Below are 20,521 nucleotides of genomic sequence, written 5' to 3'. Positions count from 1 at the left end.
TGCGCATCAGCTTTTTCTATTGAAACCAGCTTGAATTGCCCACGGAGTACCTTGGACGAGTCTGGCTGCTTCATCTCGACCAGCTTGGCGGCGTCGGTCTGGGTGACCTCCCGCTCGGCCATCAGCCGTTTTAACTGCACCACCAGTGCAGCTTTGAGTTGATGTTCCTCTGCGTTGGGCAGGCCGAGATCAGCAAAAATGTTGCCCGAGCCCTTGGTGTGGGCGGGCAGCTTCGTTTTGGTGCTCATCATCGCTCTCCCTTTGTTGCCTTGTGGATGGCCTCGGCTTCGCGCAAGCGCTGCCGGACCAGGTCTATGTGCCGTTGCGGGGTCGCAATCCCGCTGGTGGATTTCTTCTGGAACGCGTGTGGGACGTATAGGACGCCCTCCAAACGCGTTGTGAACTGATCGACGGTAGCAGCGGACCGCTCCGCAAATTGAAGCCATAGCGCCTTACCTACCCGAGCCAACCCGACCCACAGACCAACACTCCCGGCGGCAATCGGTTGGTGTCTAAATACAGACAATGACTTTCGTAGCATACGGAGCATCGCTCTATTGAAAGTTGTGCCGCGGTCGGTGAGAATGTGCCGAGGGGAGGGGCCATGGTTTTCAAATTCAGTGATACTGCGCCTTTGGGCGACAATTTTGCAGCATACAGTGCAGAGCTTGAACAGTTGGACTCGACGCTTGGACCTGTTCTAGCGACCCGGCTCAATGATCTCGCCGCCGGTGCGGAGCCGGCGCTGATTTGGGACGAGCTTCTCGCTGCGCTAGCGAAAACGCCGAAGGCACCATGAGCGGCTGGTTTCTGGAACGCCTCGAGATCGAGGGTGTACGCGGCATCAACAATGAGGGTGATCCTCTGGTGTTGAGTTTCGCGCACGATGCCGTCAACTCCGTTTCCGCGCCCAACGGCGTCGGCAAGAGCTCTATCTTTGACGCACTCACATACGCATTGCGCAAGAAGATTCCGAAGCTCGACGAGCTGCCGGCGACGGAAAGCGGTGATTCTTACTACCTGAACCGCTTTCATTCAAAAAACACGGGAACGATTCGTTTGACCGTGCGGCCAGACGGCGGAGGGGCGCCCGTTTCGCTCACCATAACCCGCAACGCCCTCGGCGTTCGCAAGGTGACTTCCCCAGCCAACATCGACGGCGAGAAGCTTCTGGAGTCCCTCAACCGCGATTTCGTCCTGCTCGACCACAAGACGCTGCAGTCCTTCATCGATGATAAGGCCCTCGACAGGGGGCGAGCCTTTGCGGGCTTGCTTGGACTCGCCGCATACTCGACCCTGCGTCAGGTACTGCAAGGGCTTGCCAACACGCGAGCCTTCAACAACCACTTCGAGGTTAAAGTCCTGACGCAACAGGAAACCTCCTTGAAGGCAACGATTGCCAAGCAGCAGGCTGAGGCGGTCGCGGCGTTTCAGTTACTGACGCAGACCTCTCTCCATGAGCAGAAAGATCACGCGGCTGCGATCGCAAAGGCACATGATGCGTTGCATCAGGTCGCGGTTCTCATGCCGCACTGCGCTGGCAAGAGCTTTGCTGATATAGCACTCGACGACTGCGTGGAGTCGATCAAGAAGGCTGAAGGAGGCGATGGTCCGGCGCGCCTGGCTACGTTGCGACGCCAGGAGACCACGTACACAAGCCAAATCTCGATGGGACCAACCGATGCGGACCATCAGCAACTGCTCGCGCTCGCGCAACAGCGCGACACTACGCTGTCAAAGACAGCTGGCCGGTTGCTGAAGGATCTTTACGCCGCGAGCCGCGCCGTTCTTGTGGATGAGTGTTGGCCGAACAAGAACAAGTGCCCGGCTTGCGAGCATGAAGGCTCCGGACCTTTGCTTCCCGACTTGGAGGTGCGCCTGGCCGCTTTCCAAGAGCTCGAGGACTGCACGGTCAACATCGATGCCGAATGGAAGGCAAAGTCGTGGAGCGATTTGCGCAAGCTGGAGGAGGCCCATGCCGTCAAGGATGAGAAGCTCCTTTTCGCCAATCTGGCCCATAGGCCCGAATTGGCTGTAACCGCGGCGAACGTTGCAGATCTTTGGACCTGGCGAAACACGTTGATCGACCGAGCGTCGGCGGCCCTCGAGAACACAAAGACCAAGCGCGAGGCGCTGGAGAAGGAACTTCCGGCGTCCCTCGTTGCGGTCACGACCGCGGTTGAGGCCGCCAGACGCCTGCAGAAGGCTTGGAATGAAATCGAGGGCGCGCAGGCCTCTCTCACGAAAGTCACCGGCAAGCTTGCGGCCGTCACGCGGATCAAGGCCTTCCTAGACCGGGCGAGTGAGACCTTCGCTACCGCGGAGGCGAATCTTTCCAAGCGCCGGTTGGCCGCCGTCGAGCCCCTGTGTCAGAAGTTCTTCGGCTCGATCATGTACCAGCCTGTCAAGCCGTCGCTGGCCAAGGCCGATGGAGCCGAGGCTCTTTCTATCGGTCTGTCCGAGTTTTTCACGCTCAAGAACGTGTCCGCGCAGGCGCTCCTCTCTGAGAGCTTCCGCAACGCGTTTGCCGTGTCGGTCTACCTGGCGGCGGCGACGCTTTATGGAGGCGAGCCGCGGTTCGTGGTTCTTGACGATGTGACCTCCAGCTTCGACGCGGGGCACCAATTCCACCTGATGGAGCTCATTCGTACCCAGTTTGCGCGTCCGATGCAGGCTGACGGGCCACAAGTCATTCTTCTGAGCCATGACACCCTCCTCGAGAAGCTTTTCAACCGCAACAGCGGCCAGGGGTGGCGACATCAACGGTTGGAAGGGACAGCCCGCACGGCCGTGTTGCCGCAATCTGATGCGGTCAATCGTGTTCGTGATGCCACTTTGCGGTTCCTGCAGGCCGGCCAAATCGACGACGCGGCGCCGCGACTTCGTCAGTACCTGGAGCATCGGCTACTGGAGATCATCCAAAAAGTGAAAATCCCGGTCCCGATTGATTTCGCGCTCGACGACAACAATAAGCAGGTGGGCAATGCGGTGGCCGCGATCGAGGCGGCCGTGAAGTTGCACAAGGCCGCCGGCGATCTGATCCTGGATGCAGCACAGCAAGCGGGCCTACAGACTCATATGGCCAGTATCACCGGCAATTTCGTGGCCCACTACGCGACGGGGACGACCAACGCGTTCTCCAGCCCATCCTTGCAGGGCGTGATGCAAGCAATCGACACCTATGCCGAATGCTTCATGTGCGAGGATCCGCCTGGCAGCGGCACCAAGCGCCTCTACCGCTCGCTGAATAAACGATGATGCGCCTTCATCGCCTTAGTTGAAGTCGGCGAATCCCCAGGTAGAATCCGAACTATGTCTACTTAGAAGGAGTGGCGACCAGCTATGTCTCCTGTCGGCGCCATGTATATCGGCCGATCTAAGGAGTTTGAGAAGCTGAAATCTCTCCTGACTGGAGAATTTCCGCGAAGCGTCGTCGTGACGGGCCTGGGCGGGATTGGAAAGACGAGCTTTGTTCAAATGTTTGCCCACGCCGCTGCGGATTTATTTCCCGACGGCGTGGAGTTCTTAAGTGCGCCACTCCACGAGGCCAGGGCGGCACAGCCCATTGGGCTACCGGCTCCCATCGTCGCCCGATTTCTGTTGGTAGTCGATGATCTCGACAGGGTGTCATGGGAAGCCCAGTCTCAGTTGATGAAGCAGCTTGACGAGGCTCACTTCCGGTATCCAAATCTGCGAAGCATCGTGATTTCGCGTGTCCAACTCGCACGTATGTCCTCCGAGCAGATCGTGCTGGGCGGCCTGGATGAGCGAGAGTTCTACCTGCTCGCTAACAACGTCGCTGAGGAGATGGGGGCGTCCCTCCAGCTGCAAGACCTTCAACGGCTGCGAGAAATCTCACAGGGACACCCCGCAATTGTGAGTTTGGCACTGCAGGAGCTCCGGAGCGGTCGGAGCGATGCCATAGGTGAGATACTCCGTCACCTGCGAGGTTTTCGAGCAAATGGCCTTGTGGGGCCTGACGGCAGGCCGCTGAAGGGCGATTCCGAGCGGCAGGTCATTGTTGAGGTCAGCACGGCCAACGATGAGATCCTCAAGCTTCTGAGGGCCGAGCCAGAACTGGTGAGGAGCCTACCGCCCCGCAAGTTTGAAGAGTTGGTCGGAGAGATACTGGCCAAGATGGGCTACGAGATCACATTGACCCCCGAAAAGAGGGACGGTGGATTCGATATCTATGCCGCACGAAAAGAAGGATTAGGGCAATTCCTCTATTTGGTCGAATGCAAGCGATACGCTCCTACGCACAAAGTGGGAGTCGAGATCGTGCGATCGCTTCATGGGGTTCTTCAGGCCGAGCGAGCGACCGCCGGCGCAATCGTCACAACGTCATTCTTTACGTCAGGGGCCAGGGAATATCAGCAGCGCATTGAACACCAGATGCAGCTGCACGACTACATCACGCTCCAGACCTGGATAAAGGGATTCCCGCTCACTCGAAATTAGCGGACAAATTTCGGATATTCCATAATCTATGTTATGCGAAGATGCATTGTAGACCCTCATTAGAAAGGTTACCATCCTCCATTAGAGCCTGACGGGGATGTCCCGATCGCTGTTGAACTGCGTCGGGCCGACGTTGCCGGAATGAATGTTACGCGGCCCTGGTGACGTGGGCAACGGGGTTGATCGTCATGCGATTGTGGTGAGCTTGAAGAGCCGCACGCAGAACCGACAATTGCTTATGCGCCCTCAATCGTCGGAAGCCCTTGTTGGCCTCGATCATGCCGGCCGCGAGCCACCGCAAGGCCATACCGGCATCCCGCCAGCGTTTGACGTTGCGCGTGACGCGGCGAATGGTGCCCATCATGTTCTCGGCGATGTTGGTACAGGCGAGCGATCGACGAAGCTCCTTCGGCAGCTTCAACCGGACGACCGTCAGGATTTCGTCGAGGCCTTCGAGGATGCTGGCCGCTACGCCGGGCCATTGCTGGTCGAGTCGACACGCGAGATTGCGGTCAATTTTTCAGCCTTGTCGGCGTCATCGAGCTCCCAGGCCTGGCGCAGCACCCGACGGGTGGCCGCATGATGCTCTTTCGGCAGGCGTTCCATGATGTTGCGCGCCTTGTGGATCTGGCAGCGCTGGATCGCAGCGGCCGGACCGAAGGTGCGGCGGATCGCCTTCGACAACGGCTTCGCGCCGTCGGCGATGAACAGTCTTGGCACCGCCGGGTCGAGCCCGCGCGAGACCAGGTTGTCGAGCAGGGCCTGAACCGTTGCGGCATTCTCGGTCGCCCCTTCCACCAGCGCCAGCGGATGCTTGTTGCCTTCGCCGTCAACCCCGATCGCGGCGACCAGCACGAGATCGTCGCCGAGATGCAGCCCGTCGATTTGGACCACCAGAAGGTCGAGCGCGGACAGATCGGCAGCCATGAAGTCGGCCAGCCGCGCCGCCGACAGTGCGACGAACCTCCGCGAGGCCGCCGACTTCGAAACCCCCGATCCGGGCGGTGCCGGCACGTCACCCTCGGGCAGCCGGACGGCGCGGCCAAACCGGCGCGTCGACACATTGATCAGCATCAGGTTCATCGCCCAGCGACCGAGCCAGTCCTCCTGCGCCGCCGTTTCCCAGCTCGGGATCGTGACCTCGCCCCACGCCCCGGACCCGCGGGCGCTCGACCTCGATCTTGCCGCCGTGGAAGCCGATCCGTCCCCGCGTTGGCCCTAACGGTGCGCCCGCCGCGCCGCGCCGCGACCGTGGCGCGGCCCGCAGGCCGCCGTGACATCCGCCGCCATCATCGTGCCGAGCGCCTCGATCCCCGCCGCAAGGCAGAACCGATCAAAGCTCGCCCGCACTTCTGCAAACGCTTCGTCCACAGCCCCGGTCGCCGGCGAACCAGCCGGTGTGATATCTCTCGTCATGGCGTTGCTCTCCTTTGTGGAATCAGCACCCCGAGCCTACCGGCTCAAGGTGGGCAACGCCGACCTCTTCAGGATTTCAACACAACCCGGGACATCCCCCGGTTCGATCTCTGGTCTCGATATCCGGATTGGATTCGAAGATCGGCCCTGATCGTCGCTTTTGCGGTTCCGCTCGATAACCTTCTGGCGATGAAGGCGATCCGTAAGACCTTGTTCGCGTGCTGCCGGCGTGTACGGTTGTGTCGCCTTCAGCGCCGGGGCCACGGCCAACGTTGCAATGGCCTTGTTTGTCCGGTTGGCACCCCAAACCGTTCTGGGATAACAGCCGTACTACGAACGGTAGTTATCCGGAATTCCCTCAACTTGATGGTAGCTCTAGTATAACCTATCGCGTCCGGAACCTGTGGGAAGCACCAACAAAAGCGGAGGAGAGCGTGAGTCTGCAGCACCAGTATCGGGAGCTCAAGAAGTTGCAAAAGAGGGTCCGTCAATGGGAAGGAAAGCGTTGTTCCCGACGGTCGATTGAAAGGCAGTCGGTGTGGCGAGATGTTCTTCTCTCAATTGCGGGCCACATCACCTCCGAGCCCTGCCTCGTACGCGATCTCTCCGTTAGGGGCGCCGGCATTCAGCTTAATGGGCTCACGATTCTGCCGACCGAGTTTTCGATTTCCTTCAATGAGTTTCGCACCGCCCACCCTTGTCGTCTCGTTTGGCGACAAGGCGACTTCATCGGCGTGGAATTCCAAGACACGGACCGTTATTCAAACCTCGTGGAGCCAGATAGAAGGTCCCCTTTGCGCTAAAATCGCCCCCCGCGTGCTGGAGCCCTCAGCTCACACGGGCCGGCCGGCACCTCAGCGCACCGTGAGACTCACCGCGTAGATCGGAATGTTCTTGTTGTTGAACGTCTTGATGCGCGCCGCGAACGATGTTCCTCCTGTGCACGCCTGGTCAGCGGTTTCAACGATCTTGCGCCCACCCTGTCCGTTGGTCGAAACCGACGATAGAGATGCCGCAGTCCAGTTCGTACCGCCGTTGCAGGTGACTTCGACCGTCAGATCGGTGTTGAGCGTCGGCGATGCGCTGTTATCGAATTCGAGCAGAACGCGCGCATTGGCGACGCTCGAATCGGCCGTCTGCGATGTGGTGACAACCGTGATATTGCTGGTCTGGCTGGTGTAGCGCAGAGCTGGCCCCGGTTGTTTGGACAGCGCCCCCCGGGATTTAAGTGGATTCCTGCCGGGTTATGCTGAACGCGGGGCCTTACAATTTTGTCGTTGCGTCGGGAGGGCGTAGCCCGACCAGAGCGACGACAAAAATCGTCGGCGACGGTCATGCGGCCATCACCATAGCTTGCGTACCAGTAAGCCTCATCGGGCGTGCGCCCGTGAAGGCTCGAGTGAGGGCGTCCCTGATTGTAGAAGGCCAGATACTTGGCAATTGGCGCTCGCGCCTCGGACACGCTGTCGTAGGCGCGGAGATAAACTTCTTCGTATTTGACCGTGCGCCAGAGCCGCTCGACAAACACGTTGTCGCGCCAGGCGCCCTTGCCGTCCATGCTGATGGCGATCTTCGCGTCCAGCAGCACATCGGTGAACTCGAGGCTGGTGAACTGGCTGCCCTGGTCCGTGTTGAAAATCTCGGGCCTGCCGTGCTTCGCCAACGCCTCCTGGACCGCTTCGACGCAGAAGGCCGCCTCCATTGTGATCGAGACGCGATGGGCCAGGACCCGTCGGCTGAACACATCGACGACCGCCGCGAGATAGACGAAGCCACGCCGCATCGGAATGTAAGTGATGTCCATTGCCCACGCCTGGTCGGGCCGCTCGATCTTCAATCCGCGCAACAGGTACGGGTAGATCTTGTGACCCGGTGCCGGCTTGCTCGTGTTCGGGCGACGATAGACCGCCTCGATCCCCATGCGCTTCATCAGCGTCGCGATGTGGCGGCGACCGGCGTATACGCCTTCCCGCCGCAGCAACGATCGCAGCATACGCGCTCCCGCGAAGGGATAATCGAGATGCAGCTCATCGAGCCGACGCATCAAGGCAAGGTCCTCGGCCGAAACTGGCCGAGGTTCATAGTAGACCGTGCTGCGAGCCAGCTTCAGGACCTTCGCCTGGCGCACGATAGAAAGATCATGACCGCGGTCGATCATCGCTTTGCGCTCAGCAGGCCCGCCTTGGTGAGCGCGCCGGACAAAAAATCGTTTTCCAACGCCAGCTCGCCGATCTTGGCATGTAACGCCTTCAAATCGACCGGCGTCTCGGCCGATGCCTTGTCATGCCCAAACACGCCGGCGGCGCCTTCCAGGAGCTGGCTTTTCCAGATCGTGATCTGGTTCGGATGACATCAAACAGTTGCGCCAGCTCCGCCACCGTCTTGTCGCCTTTGACCGCAGCCAAAGCAACCTTCGCCTTGAATGCCGGAGAATGCGTCCGGCGGCTCTTCTTCGTCATCTTCGCTCCTGATTCGCGGCAAGAATCCTCGCCGCTGTCAGGCAGAAAATCCACTCAAGCTACTGTCCGAATTTGCGGAGCCAGCTCTCCGGATACGTTGGCGCGGCTCCTGTGGAGATGGCGGGCTGGCCCCAATTAGACGGCGCGTGAGCTTGGAGGTCTGGTCAGAAGTGCGGCTCGTTCAACCGGCTTCATTGCAACCGGCCGGTGCGTAGCCGCAAATGCCACCCGGAGGAGGCACACCCCTTCTTTGATTCAGAAGAAGACGCATCCGCGGCACGCAGACCTGCTCCGCATCATAATGATCGATCACGTAGTGGCGGGCGGTCGCGCGCAGCTCGGAGAACCTTGTCGGCTGTGTCAGCGCTTCAATAATCCGTTCGGAAAGTTCGTCCACCGCGAAGAATGGGACAAGCAAACCGTTTTCGCCGGGGCGGATGATTTCGCGTACTGGCGCCGTGTCAGAACCGATCACTAGGCATCCTGCACTCATCGCTTCCAACATCGACCAGGACAGTACGAAGGGATACGTAAAATAGACGTGTGCGGATGAGACCTGAAGGGCGGTAACAAAGGTGTCGTACGGGACGCCGCCCACGAAATGTACACGGGACAAGTCGAGGCGATCACGCACCTCAGCAAGGAACGTTGACTTCCAGGTCGTACCCGTCGGTGGCGGCAGACCGTAGGACACGCCGGTCCTGCCGATGATGATGATCTGCGCGTTCGGCCGCCGTCTCAAGATCTCCGGCAGTGCCCGCATAAAGATATGGTAGCCCCTTAACGGCTCGAGATTTCGCGCGACAAACGTCACAACCTCGTCGGAAGGGCGAAGGTACTGGCCATTCGGTAGTGTCAGGCGCGCATGGGGGTTCGGCCGCATGCGGGCAGTGTCGATGCCCTCATGGATCACGTCGATCTTGCTTTGATAATGTGGGGGAAAGGTCGATTTTTGCCATCTCGTTGGCGAGATCCCCATTTCGCAATCCTCGAGCGCGAGCAGAGTCGTCGCATTCTTCACATCAAGACCAATATGGCCATCAACTCCGGGCACCGGAAATTCCGGGTCAAACCCGACGTCACGCCCCTCGGGCCCGTAGAAAAATTCGCAATAGATGAGCAAACGTGCCTTGGGAAACATCGTACGCAGCGGCAGCGTCTCGCCCCATCCGGGATGGGCGAGGATCATATCCGGCGAAAACCCGGACGTTTGTAAGCTCGAAAGACTGTACAGCACCTGCTCTGCGCGTCGGCACTCAAGATCGAAGCGTCGCGCAAACGGATGCGTTCCCGACACCTCAGCTTTTGGAAGTGCATATCGGACCAATCTTACGGATGGCATCGGTCTTGAAGTCGGTGCGCCGATGGCAACGAGCTCGAAGCCAGGCTCCCTGGCCAAGGCAGCCGCTATGTTGCGGTACTGCGCCGGAAAATTGTTGTGAACGAAAAGAATTTTCATTGGCAAAAGCTCTGGGCGTGATCAACGCAAACAGGTGCGTCCGGCAGTTTCCGATTCGAGGGCTTAAATTGTATTCTGCTGTCACAGATTAAGTGAACGTGACAAACGCATGACAGCTTTGGTTGTTTCCCTGCCGTGTTGTCTATGATAAGCTGCTTAAATGCGCGTTAAATTGTGAGCATTCTGATGAGCACCAAGCAATTCCGCGTCAACTCTGAGTCACAAAGCCGCCGTTCCGATTTGATCGACCCCGATGATATCCCGGGCGTTATCGTGCTGCTGAGGCACGAGAACGAAAGGCTTCGTCAGATACCGGAGCGGCTCAGTGCAGAAGCCGAATGCATACGCCGATCTCTATTGCCCGGGTTGGCGTCCCGCCGCTCGCTTGAGAAGCGTTCCCTAAGGCATCTTGTTCGCGGACCGGTCGTCGCAGCGACGCTCCGAATCTCAGGGGATCACGCAAGATCGTCAAGCGAGAAGAAAAACTCTTTGGTTCATCGAATCTGATTGGGGGCAACGATGGATGATGTTGAGCAGCAGAAGGTCGTAAGTTTAGATCGGGGACTCTTCTTCGTGAGCTACAAGAGTGCGGACGATCTCGCTTCGCCGCCGCACGTGACAGTTGTACCGACGCAGGGACATGAAGGGCGCATGGAGTTCATCATGCATCCCGACGCAACCGAGCCGACACTTTGGGAGCCGAATTCGGGCCTGATGGTCCGGGTCAACACACCTGGCACGTTGCAGATTCAGGTTCAGCCGAAGCGACCCGGGGGATCGCGCGCGGCCATGGTTCGTATCGAGCCGATTCAGTCCGGCCGAGCGCCGCTCGCTGCGCAAGGTGAGAGCGCGGCCATGCACGCAAATGTTGCAATGGACGGTCTCAAGATCCTCGGACACGTCGCAGGTCGCGGCGATGTTGTCGTCGCGCCTAACGCATGGATTGCAGGTCCAACGGCCCCATCGCGCATCGAAGGAATTGCCCTTGAATGGCCGGAGAAGCCGGCGGGTCTCGATATTCGCTATGCGGTCCAAGTCCCCATTGGCCAGGCAGGGAGTGGCAAAATGGTGTCGCTCGGGACCTATGCCGGTACGCGTGGACGAGCCTTGCCTATTACAGGCGTCGTGCTGGAAATTAGTGGAGCCGCGGGATTCGAGTGCGTGGCGGAAGCGACGTTCTTGAACGCGCCGACCTTGCGCGCCGTCGGTAAACGCGTCGTTCTGTCGGGGCCGACCAGCCGCGAGCCTCTGGTTGGCATTCGAATCGGCGTCAACCGATTAGCAGCCCCGGACAATGTCCTCGTTCCCGCAAAACCGTCTCGAAAGCCGGTCGGCTCCAGCCGGGTCCGCGTCTTCCGCAGCCGGGCGCGCCAAGAGAGCTCCATCGGCCAGGGGCAATCCGAAAATGGAGCCGCGTAGCGTGGGTGAGCGATCGGCTGGGTCGGACCACCATCGCAAGATTCGCGATGTTTCCTTCCTTGTCGGGCCTCACGCGCATATCGCCCTCGAACGCCTCGCAGCCGAGGCGTTGACCACGAAGGAGTTCGCGACGGCGCTCAAATACGCCGATCGACGCATTCGAGTTTCGCCTCCACCAGCAGCTCACTGCTTCGTTCTCCGCGCCGAAGCCGCTTGGAGGCTTGGACATAGCGAAGCTGCGCTGTCCGATCTTGCGCGGGCGCTTCTTGTCGATCCTTACGATGTCGGCGCCAACCGCCGGATGCTGGCATGGGCTGCCGACGAACGGCGACTGGCCGCAGCCGCTCAACTCATATGCCGCGAAAGCAGTCCGGCTATCCTTCGAGCTGCCATCGCGGAGCTGCGGCGTGCCGGGGGCCGCCATTGGGCGGCCTGCTCTGTATTCGACAATCACGTGACGGGCTGGGTCGCCTGGACCAACGCCATTTCCGTCGAAGTGAGCCTTGCAACCGAAGACGGCACGCTGACGAGCATTTTCGAACCCAATCCGTTTCACCCCCTGGCGAGCGCAGATGTGCAGGCAACAACCTTCTTGGTTCGGCGGCCACCGTCCACTACAGCTCAAATCGTGACGCTGAGATGCGGCGAAGACCTCGTCCAGGTTCGACGCGTGGCGCCCAACCTCACCTCGACGATGAACCTCCGAGCCGCTCGCGATCCTTCCATCAGACTCGGAGCGAACGTCGACCTGCCGACCGTTATTGTCCCCGTCTATGCGGATGCGCGGGCAACGATCGAATGCTTCGAGAGCCTCGACAAGGCAAGGCGTCCACGAGGGACTGATAAGGACGCCTTTCAGGTTCTCGCCATCGACGATGCTAGTCCGGAAGTGGAGCTGCAGCGCCATCTGAGCGAGCTTGCAGCGGCAGGCAAGATTCGTCTCCTCGTGAACCCGGTCAATCTCGGCTTTGTCGGCGCGATCAATCGGGCGCTGAACGAGATCCAGAGGGGCGACGTAGTACTGCTCAACTCCGACACGCTCGTTCCGCCCGGCTTCGTCGATCGGTTAGCCGACGTGGCATATTCGGCGCCAAACATCGGAACCGTCACACCACTTTCCAACAACGGCGACATCTTTTCCTTTCCAACGCCAAACGACGTTAATCCGATGCCGCGCTATAATGAAATGGACCCTGATTGTCCGACCAACGGCCTGGAGACGCTGCTCCGGTTGATAGACGGAGTGGATGATGACGCCAAACGAGACGCAAGGTCAATGCGGGGTTGAAGGCAAGGATCGCGCTGTAAGCGGTGTGCGAACAGCGACGGCGCCGATGGATGCATGCCTTGGAAGAAGCAACTGCTGGACCAGGCGGCGCGGGCCTTTGGCGCGGGTGTGACGCTGACCCCGGCCGACGAATACACCGTCGAGTTCATCAACGTCCGCGGCGTCAACGTGAAGCCCCTCGCCACCAGGGCGTCATTCTCGCCAGCGAAGGAAGACCCCTCGACCATTTCACGAGAGTTTCGAAAGCTGGGTCTCGGGCGAGCGAGGACACGAGCGACCGGGAGAAGCTGCACGGCAAGATTGGACAACTGCCGTCCAAGCTCGACCCGCATATTGCTGCGATCGAGGGCTGGCTCGCTACGCAACCGCAGTTAACTGCACTCGCCATCGTCGGCCGGCTCAGCGAGAAATACCCCGAGGAGTTCGGGACAAGACAGCATTCGATCGTGCAGCGTCTGCTGAGGGCGCTTAGACGGAAGACGGCCGAGCAGTTGGTCGCGGAGGAGCGGCTCGGCGAGGCCACCACTGCTGCCCCATTGCCCGGGGTTGTGGACGGCTCGGGCAATGTAGGGCCCGACCCGCCCACAGCCCTCTCGTCGAGCAAGCCGGAAAAGCCACTTGGCGCGGCCGATCAGCCGAGGTCGCATTGACCAGTGCAATGGCGCCGTCAGGGCAACATTCGCAGATGCGGCAATACGTCGTACAGCATTGGCCGGTGCAGATTGGAAGCAGTTTTCGAGATGACTACCGGGCAAGACGTAGTACCCTCGAGGTGGCAGGTTTGATGGCGGATCACCTTCGATGATCCAGAGGCCCTTCGAGTAAGAGCCATCACTGCGCTCGGGAACGGAAGCGGTAGGAGCCAGAGTGGAAGTCGCGCTCCGAGGTCGGCGCCATGGCCATCTACATCGCGCGATGGACGATGCGGTCCAGCAGGATCGGTACACCCACTAACTCGGCGCTCTGACTTGCGCCAGGACTACTGAACTCTTGACTGTGTTCGCAGCGCGTCTACAGTCCTTGGTTAGCACAAATGTAGACGGCCTTCGGGTTATGGCTCAGCGAAGTAGTCATAAGGACGCCGACGATTTTTCCTGGATGCGCGATGTCTCCAACCCGCGCTTCCTTCTCTTCCTCCAGGAAGAGAATGCTCGCTTCGCGGCGGCCATAGCGCCGGCGCGCGATATTGAGCAAGAACTCTTTGAGGAGATCGCTTCTCGATCACCGCGTGTGATCGAGAGCGTGCCCTATAAGTATGGCGAATACGAGTATCGCCTTCTCTACCCCGAAGGCGCGGAATATCCTCGCTTCGAACGTGCGCAATCCCGCATGCCGGAGAGTCGCGAAACGATCCTTGACTACGCTGATGTGGCAGGGTCGTACGCATCGTGCGACATCCTAGTTTCCGTGGATCGGCGCTCGAGCCTGCTCGCCTTTGCTATCGATGTCACCGGTGAACGGCTGTACACGATTCGCTTCAAGGATCTTGCGACGGGTGCCGTCCTGCCGCAGACGATCAGCGGCGCGTCCGGAAATATGGTTTTCTCGAAGGACGGACGGAACTTATTCTATACTGAACTGGACTCTCAAACTTTGCGCTGGCGGCGGGTAAAGCGTTATCGGATCGGCGCAGACCCGCAGAGCTCCGAGACAGTCTACGATGAAGCAGATGAGGCGTTTTCATGCTCCGTCTATCTGGCGAAGGGGGACGATTTTGTCTTCATACGCAGTAGTTCGGGCGAGGAGGACGAGGTTCGTTTCATAACGAGCGATGACGTCCTTGGTCCGGCGCGTCTCATTGCGCCGCGCCGACCGAAATGCGAGTACGAGGTCCAATTCGACGGCGTCGACTTCGTTATCCGCACAAACTATAATGCCCCGAATTTCCGCCTGATGCGCGCCGCGATCGACGTTACGGAAATCGAAGCTTGGCGACCATTTTGGGCGCCGGAGCCTGGATGCTATCTTGAGGAGTTCGAAGTACTGCAAGGCACTATTGCCGTGATTGAGCGCGTTGACGGTGCAATGTGCGGGCGGATCATTCCAAGCGGAATCGCAATCGAAACGCCTTTCGCCTCCGATCGCAAGCCTGCCTCGATCGCTTTTAAGGCTAATGTTGAGCTCGATGCAGGAGCTATCCGATATGAATGGTCAACTTATATCGACTTTCCCCGAATCTGCCAAATTGATCTGGACTCGAGAGAGACTAGAGTGCTCAAATTTGAGAGGGCTGCGGGAAACTTCGACCAAAACGACTATGAGGTGGAGGAGCATCGCGTTGACCGTCCGGACGGCGCGCGCGTTCCACTGACCATCCTGTCTCGCAAGGGCGATCGAGGGCAGCCAGGGCCAACCCTCGTCTACGGCTACGGCGCCTACGGCTTCAGCATCGACCCGTATCTCTGGCTACCGCGCTTCAGCTTGATCGATCGCGGATTTCGGATCGCGATCGCTCATGTGCGTGGCGGTGGTGAACTTGGGCGCGCCTGGCATGAAGCGGGCCGCCGGCGGGCCAAGACCACGAGCATCGCCGATTTCATCGCCTGCGCCGAATACACGCGTGAGGTCCGACTCGCTTCAAATATCTACGCCATGGGCGAGAGCGCCGGCGGCGTACTCGTCGGCGCGGCTCTGAATGCGAGGCCGGACTTATTCTGTGCCGCCGTTACTATCGCGCCTTTTGTCGACTTGCTTAACTCGCTTTCCGATCCGACGATTCCGCTCACGACAACAGACTACGACGAGTGGGGCGACCCGAATGACCCCTCGGACCGTCGCTGCATTCTATCGTATGCGCCATATGAGAAACTCCAACCTCAGCCCTACCCGCACGTGCTCGCGCTCGCGCGTCTGCACGACACGCAGGTGGCCGTCTGGGAGCCAGCTAAGTGGATAGCACGCATGAGAACTATGTCGACCGGGAGCGGCGTGCAGTTCCTAAAGACTGAGTTCGACACAGGCCACCTGGGCCGTTCGGGCAGGTATGAACAGTTCCGAGACACTGCGACAGCTTACGCCTTTTTGATCGGCGTCGAACGCGGCCTAATCGGCTGAAGGCGCTCGTGCTCACGTTATGCCGAAGCGCGCAAGATAAACTCTATTCACCAAACCCTCGCGTAGTGGTGGGACGTAAAGCGTCGCGAGGCCGAGATCGTGCTCGTGGAGGCTGCGAAGCGGCGTCTCTAGAATCTTCGGCGACGACACCGAGAACAGCGCGGCTTGATAGGCGACCACTGGATGGTCGGCGCCATAATACCTCTCCAGCACCTCAGTAAGGATGCGTACATTCTTCTTCGGCTGGCGGTTGCGCGAGAAGGTCGAAAGGCCAATGCAGCCAACCTGCCAGAGGACAAGCATGCTTGTTATGTCCGGCTCGTAGCCGCGCAAGAGGAAGTCCGTAGCCTCGAAGGATTGGCAGCCGTATTCGGCAGGGTCGATAAGAACATCCGACACGAGACAATCTTGGGCTGAGATACCCGGCAGCATACGCGCGTGATAACCTTCCGCCCGAGCCGTTCGGATGCAGCGATGCGCAACATCGACAAAGATGCCCGGATGGCCTTCGAATGAGACGCAGACCTTGAGACCCGAGCGTACATACGAGAGGATCGCCTCCGCCATCGCACCGTAAGTCAGCATCCGATCTTTGCCCTCTTCGTAAAGCACGTCGAGGCACTCAGATGACTTTGCGTTGCGCGCGATCCAATCAATTGTTAGCGGCTCGCCGGCTCCGTAGAGCACTTTGTCGGCAAATCGGATTGAAGCGGCCGCTTCGGGAGTCATGTGCGCGAGAGATTTAATCCCACTTCCAACCACAGTCAGCCAACCCACATTCAGCACTCCCACGGAGGGGACACGCAACGGCGGTAGCCGCCGCAAAGATCAAACTCCGAATCGAATGCGGATATTACGTATGCGGATTACGCGAAAGGCTACCTGTCCGGCGCCCTCAGCACCGAGCTGTCGCATGATCCGCTCCTCGTCACCGCTCTTGACAGCCTCCTTCTCCTCACTAGCAAGACCAGCAGCATCCATAGCAGCCTCTGGATCGTTCTCGAACTCGGTAAGCTTATTGGAATCGTCATTGAGGTCGCGCAAAAAATCGTAGAGCTTCGACTCTGCCATGTTGCTCTCCTGCGAAATCAAGCTTGCGCAGAAACGTATAGTCGCAACAGCTTAGCCTCAACTACCATACTTGGTAGGAGCACAACTTGAGCGGAAACCTGAGCTAAATCAACCAGAGACGGAGATGATGGCGTGGAGCACGTGGCACCTGCCTGTTGCGGTAGGGGCCCCGGCCATGCAAGACAACGCCGTTGTCAATCAAAAGCACATCTCCTGGTGAGAGTAGGAGTTCGGCAACGAGCCCGGGTTCGACCAGAGCCGTTTCCAAAGCACCCACAGCCTCACGCTGTCGCGGGTCAAGAGACGCGTGAGCGATCTGATGATACAGATAACGCAACCGAGTGCCATCAGTATCGGAGCTAACGATCGAGACAGCGTCGATCGCATCGTCAGCCGGGTCAATCTGCCGCGTTGCGTCAAAAGGCACGGGGCGCCTCAGGTCCTCGACCAAGTCGGCGCCGATCGCCGCGACACGTGCCAGGAGTGCTGCCGCACTAGCGAGCCGCACCGCGCCACCCACCTCGGCGGCTTCGAAGCAGAGGAAGGCAAGGCGGCGCGGTGGGTCACGGCCGAACGCATGATCGGTATGGCAGGGCAAGTTATTCCAGCGTCGTCCGAGCTCAATTTGGCCGTGCCCGTGCATGTGGCTGGACATGTCCGGGTCGACCACGTCGCAGAGGTAGGATCCTGACACATCCTGCGGGCGCAAGCGACCAAACCTCTTCGCCAGTATGATGTGGAGAAAGCGCGCCTCCCGGAAGGAAAGCTTTTCGACGGGAATACGACTGAGCAGCGCGAACCCGGGCCCCTGCGCAAGCGCTTGTTCGACTCGTCGAAAAAAGCCTGCATGCGCGTCCTCCGTATCGAGCACAAGATCGGAGTGCACGATCGCTGGCCAGTTCGAGTCGGAGACATTCGCTAGTGGCGCGGGATCGAGGAGAGGCAAGGGAATCTTAAATCGCCAAACCTCCGGGCGGGTGCTGATAAGGGCGTCCCAGAGCAAGCCCTGGGAGAAATTACCCACGCAGGCATGAGTTGCTGGTTCGCCCGTCACAACTGCGGCTCCGGGTCAATCTTGTTGCTCGCAACGATAAGGAATCGCGGATCGATAGTCCAGCTAGGCATGTGCGTCTCCCTGTCAAGTTCGTCCGCGGGTATGCCAAGGCGGCGCGCCATATCGAGGTCGACTGGCGGCTCTACTGCCGGTGGAATGAACAGCGTCCCAGCGGTTTTATACCGCCGCAGTGCCTCGTGCAGTTCACCGATTTCAACCGACCACACCTTGGGGCGGCCGATCGGCAGCACGGGTGCATGGTAGAGAAATCCAACGTGGCGAGCGTCGTAATAATTTAGCAGGGTCTCGACGAGGAGCGGCACGTGCGCACCGCTATAGCCCTCGCTTTGATAGCTGGCATCCCCGACGCAATCGACTTGCCATAAAATTACGGCGCAGCTCGGATCAAGCTTGTGTCCGAAAACGAGCCACTCGCTAGCCTCGAAGGACAGGCAGCCATGTTCCGCCGGATCGATGCCAAGGTCCGCGTAAAGGCAGGCCTCCGCGGAGATGGCAGGTTGCATGAAGGCGCGATAGCCCTCTCGCCGGGCTCGTTTAATGGCTTCATGCGAGGGCGAGACAAATACGCCCGGATGCCCATAGAACGCCGCCGTGACGGACTTGCCCAGCCGAACTGGCTCGAGCATGCTCTCAACCATCTCCTCGTACGTGGCGCGCCGATCCTTGCCATCCGCGTAAAAGCGCGAGAGATCCTCGGCGTCTGGGCGCAGCTCAACTAACCAGTCACGGGTTAGTGGCTCGGAGACGCAGAACATGACCGCATCGGCATTCTTGATCCGCGCGACCGCTTCTCCAGTCAAGTGCCGTCCTCCTTGGATCCCGGTTCCGATGATAGCCAGGACGCCAAGTTTGGGTGGTGCAGACATATTCGGCGCTCCGATGTAAAAAGCTATTGTCCGTGTGCAACAACAAAGACTTCCGCTTCATAGAAGCCACTCTTTTGGATTGCTCTCGGCCTTCGACGTGGGCCGCTGAACGTTTTCTTCGTGATTACCGGCACACCGCGCGCCCTCGCTCATCATCTGCTGGTCGTCTCATCGTGCGCCGCATTCGACACCTTATCTTGCTTCACCTTCATCAGGGCCTCTGGGAGCCCTGGTAACCGTGCTTGCGACCTCAAATCGAACCAACACGCTTTCTTTCGGCCACCCTCCCTTCCCCTCGGATGAAGTGACCTTGGCGACGATTTCCTCCCCCGTCTCACCGCTTTCAACAAGGGCACTGTCTTCCGCACGAACGCCATCGCTCGTAACGCCGACCCACCAAGTTAGTGATAGAGTGAGATCGAGAGAGAAACCGACAACAGGCCAAATCACGCGCCTTTCATTCATTTACGTCCCTGCACCTGCGTCGAAATGTAGCTCCGAAAAGACCCGCGAGGCGCCTACCAGGATTGGTTGGCCCAAGGATTTTTCGGTTGAGAAGTGAGCTGCTGCCGGTTTGAGGGGATGTCCCGATCGCTGTTGAACTAGGCCGGGCCGACGTTGCCGGAATGAATGTTACGCGGCCCTGGTGACGTGGGCAACGGGGTTGATCGTCATGCGATTGTGGTGAGCTTGAAGAGCCGCACGCAGAACCGACAATTGCTTATGCGCCTTCAATCGTCGGAAGCCCTTGTTGGCCTCGATCATGCCAGCCGCGAGCCACCGCAAGGCCATACCGGCATCCCGCCAGCGTTTGACGTTGCGCGTGACGCGGCGAATGGTGCCCATCATGTTCTCGGCGATGTTGGTACAGGCGAGCGATCGACGAAGCTCCTTCGGCAGCTTCAACCGGACGACCGTCAGGATTTCGTCGAGGCCTTCGAGGATGCTGGCCGCTACGCCGGGCCATTGCTGGTCGAGTCGACACGCGAGATTGCGGTCAATTTTTCAGCCTTGTCGGCGTCATCGAGCTCCCAGGCCTGGCGCAGCACCCGACGGGTGGCCGCATGATGCTCTTTCGGCAGGCGTTCCATGATGTTGCGCGCCTTGTGGATCTGGCAGCGCTGGATCGCAGCGGCCGGACCGAAGGTGCGGCGGATCGCCTTCGACAACGGCTTCGCGCCGTCGGCGATGAACAGTCTTGGCACCGCCGGGTCGAGCCCGCGCGAGACCAGGTTGTCGAGCAGGGCCTGAACCGTTGCGGCATTCTCGGTCGCCCCTTCCACCAGCGCCAGCGGATGCTTGTTGCCTTCGCCGTCAACCCCGATCGCGGCGACCAGCACGAGATCGTCGCCGAGATGCAGCCCGTCGATTTGGACCACCAGAAGGTCGAGCGCGGACAGATCGGCAGCCATGAAGTCGGCCAGCCGCGCCGCCGACAGTGCGACGAACCTCCGCGAGGCCGCCGACTTCGAAACCCCCGATCCGGGCGGTGCCGGCACGTCACCCTCGGGCAGCCGGACGGCGCGGCCAAACCGGCGCGTCGACACATTGATCAGCATCAGGTTCATCGCCCAGCGACCGAGCCAGTCCTCCTGCGCCGCCGTTTCCCAGCTCGGGATCGTGACCTCGCCCCACGCCCCGGACCCGCGGGCGCTCGACCTCGATCTTGCCGCCGTGGAAGCCGATCCGTCCCCGCGTTGGCCCTAACGGTGCGCCCGCCGCGCCGCGCCGCGACCGTGGCGCGGCCCGCAGGCCGCCGTGACATCCGCCGCCATCATCGTGCCGAGCGCCTCGATCCCCGCCGCAAGGCAGAACCGATCAAAGCTCGCCCGCACTTCTGCAAACGCTTCGTCCACAGCCCCGGTCGCCGGCGAACCAGCCGGTGTGATATCTCTCGTCATGGCGTTGCTCTCCTTTGTGGAATTAGCACCCCGAGCCTACCGGCTCAAGGTG

13 protein-coding genes and 4 pseudogenes are annotated in these 20,521 nt (G+C 59.9%); 8 read left to right on the top strand and 9 right to left on the bottom strand.

Going from position 1 to position 20,521, the window contains the following annotated elements; translation table 11 throughout:
• Positions 1-23: 23 nt before the first annotated feature.
• Positions 24-248 (bottom strand): annotated as a pseudogene (locus IVA93_RS40235) (XRE family transcriptional regulator); the annotation flags it as partial.
• Between the two features lie 356 nt (positions 249-604).
• Between IVA93_RS40235 and IVA93_RS40225 the strand changes: the two are divergent.
• The 3 genes from IVA93_RS40225 (at position 605) to IVA93_RS40215 (ending at position 4,461) form a co-directional block, all read left to right on the top strand.
• Positions 605-799, top strand: a complete 195-nt coding sequence (locus IVA93_RS40225; protein WP_157790354.1) for a hypothetical protein — start codon at positions 605-607, stop codon at positions 797-799.
• On the top strand, positions 796-3,258 hold the full coding sequence (locus tag IVA93_RS40220) for an AAA family ATPase (protein ID WP_247790106.1): 2,463 nt from the start codon (positions 796-798) through the stop codon (positions 3,256-3,258). The genes IVA93_RS40225 and IVA93_RS40220 overlap by 4 nt, the downstream gene beginning before the upstream one ends.
• A gap of 84 nt (positions 3,259-3,342) precedes the next feature.
• Positions 3,343-4,461, top strand: a complete 1,119-nt coding sequence (locus IVA93_RS40215; protein ID WP_247790105.1) for a restriction endonuclease — start codon at positions 3,343-3,345, stop codon at positions 4,459-4,461.
• Between the two features lie 148 nt (positions 4,462-4,609).
• Here the strand turns inward: IVA93_RS40215 and IVA93_RS40210 are convergent.
• Positions 4,610-5,877 (bottom strand): annotated as a pseudogene (locus IVA93_RS40210) (IS256 family transposase).
• A gap of 218 nt (positions 5,878-6,095) precedes the next feature.
• On the opposite strand from IVA93_RS40210, the gene IVA93_RS41525 reads away from it, so the two are divergent.
• On the top strand, positions 6,096-6,680 hold the full coding sequence (locus tag IVA93_RS41525) for a PilZ domain-containing protein (RefSeq protein ID WP_524536892.1): 585 nt from the start codon (positions 6,096-6,098) through the stop codon (positions 6,678-6,680).
• 551 nt (positions 6,681-7,231) lie between these two features.
• Here IVA93_RS41525 and IVA93_RS40205 read toward each other — a convergent pair.
• Together IVA93_RS40205 and IVA93_RS40200 are read right to left on the bottom strand one after the other, a co-directional pair.
• Positions 7,232-8,336, bottom strand: a pseudogene (locus IVA93_RS40205) (IS3 family transposase); the annotation flags it as partial.
• Between the two features lie 181 nt (positions 8,337-8,517).
• Positions 8,518-9,795: a glycosyltransferase family 4 protein gene (locus IVA93_RS40200; RefSeq protein WP_247365802.1), complete on the bottom strand. Its 1,278-nt coding sequence runs from the start codon at positions 9,793-9,795 to the stop codon at positions 8,518-8,520.
• Between the two features lie 519 nt (positions 9,796-10,314).
• On the opposite strand from IVA93_RS40200, the gene IVA93_RS40195 reads away from it, so the two are divergent.
• The 4 genes from IVA93_RS40195 (at position 10,315) to IVA93_RS40175 (ending at position 15,556) form a co-directional block, all read left to right on the top strand.
• Positions 10,315-11,214: a hypothetical protein gene (locus IVA93_RS40195; RefSeq protein ID WP_247790104.1), complete on the top strand. Its 900-nt coding sequence runs from the start codon at positions 10,315-10,317 to the stop codon at positions 11,212-11,214.
• A 1-nt stretch (position 11,215) separates the two neighbouring features.
• On the top strand, positions 11,216-12,502 hold the full coding sequence (locus IVA93_RS40190) for a glycosyltransferase (RefSeq protein ID WP_247365970.1): 1,287 nt from the start codon (positions 11,216-11,218) through the stop codon (positions 12,500-12,502).
• Between the two features lie 59 nt (positions 12,503-12,561).
• On the top strand, positions 12,562-13,152 hold the full coding sequence (locus IVA93_RS40185; protein WP_247365967.1) for a hypothetical protein: 591 nt from the start codon (positions 12,562-12,564) through the stop codon (positions 13,150-13,152).
• A 403-nt stretch (positions 13,153-13,555) separates the two neighbouring features.
• A complete protein-coding gene (locus IVA93_RS40175) occupies positions 13,556-15,556 on the top strand; it encodes a prolyl oligopeptidase family serine peptidase (RefSeq protein WP_256469941.1) in 2,001 nt (666 codons plus the stop codon).
• Between the two features lie 12 nt (positions 15,557-15,568).
• Here IVA93_RS40175 and IVA93_RS40170 read toward each other — a convergent pair whose 3' ends face one another.
• From IVA93_RS40170 to IVA93_RS40150, 5 genes and pseudogenes are all read right to left on the bottom strand, one after another.
• Positions 15,569-16,333 (bottom strand): SAM-dependent methyltransferase, encoded by a 765-nt coding sequence (locus tag IVA93_RS40170; protein ID WP_247365963.1) that lies wholly within the window; start codon positions 16,331-16,333, stop codon positions 15,569-15,571.
• A 51-nt stretch (positions 16,334-16,384) separates the two neighbouring features.
• Positions 16,385-16,627, bottom strand: coding sequence for a hypothetical protein (locus IVA93_RS40165; RefSeq protein WP_247365962.1), 243 nt, complete (start codon positions 16,625-16,627; stop codon positions 16,385-16,387).
• Between the two features lie 103 nt (positions 16,628-16,730).
• Entirely contained in the window at positions 16,731-17,681 is a 951-nt protein-coding gene (locus IVA93_RS40160; RefSeq protein WP_247365960.1) for a TauD/TfdA family dioxygenase, read from the bottom strand.
• A complete protein-coding gene (locus IVA93_RS40155; protein WP_256469182.1) occupies positions 17,678-18,568 on the bottom strand; it encodes an SAM-dependent methyltransferase in 891 nt (296 codons plus the stop codon). Before IVA93_RS40155 ends, IVA93_RS40160 begins: the two co-directional genes overlap by 4 nt.
• 633 nt (positions 18,569-19,201) lie before the next feature.
• Positions 19,202-20,469: pseudogene (locus IVA93_RS40150) on the bottom strand (IS256 family transposase).
• Between the last annotated feature and the right edge of the window lie 52 nt (positions 20,470-20,521).

Source organism: Bradyrhizobium sp. 155, from assembly GCF_023101105.1.
GTDB classification, from domain to species: domain Bacteria; phylum Pseudomonadota; class Alphaproteobacteria; order Rhizobiales; family Xanthobacteraceae; genus Bradyrhizobium; species Bradyrhizobium canariense_D.
The sequence above is the reverse complement of the archived record's forward strand: the minus strand, read 5'-3'. Positions and strand labels throughout refer to the sequence as shown.